Origin of the sequence: Pseudomonas sp. SIMBA_068 (assembly GCF_046534705.1) — a bacterium.
GTDB lineage: Bacteria > Pseudomonadota > Gammaproteobacteria > Pseudomonadales > Pseudomonadaceae > Aquipseudomonas > Aquipseudomonas putida.
In genome coordinates this window covers 1-238 of record NZ_JAWRYI010001594.1, presented here as the reverse complement: position 1 = coordinate 238, position 238 = coordinate 1, and the positions used below count along the sequence as shown (strand labels likewise).

The window sequence follows — 238 nt, the reverse complement described above, 5'->3', positions numbered from 1 at the left end:
CCAGGCATGTATCACGGCGAAGATTACGACGTGGCCGGTTTCTGTGTTGGCGTGGTGGAAAAGTCAGAGATCATTGATGGCAGCAAGGTGCAGGATGGCGATGTACTTATCGCTCTCGGCTCCAGTGGCCCGCACTCCAACGGCTATTCGCTGGTGCGTAAGATTCTGGAAGTCAGCAACACCGATCCGCTGGCTGAACAGCTGGAAGGCAAACCGCTGGCCGATCATCTGCTGGAAC

1 protein-coding gene is annotated in these 238 nt (G+C 56.3%); it reads left to right on the top strand.

Translation table 11 applies throughout. From position 1 onward, the window contains the following. The coding region (locus SB756_RS35080) for an AIR synthase-related protein (protein ID WP_410913883.1) at nucleotides 1-238 on the top strand (238 nt) is incomplete at both ends.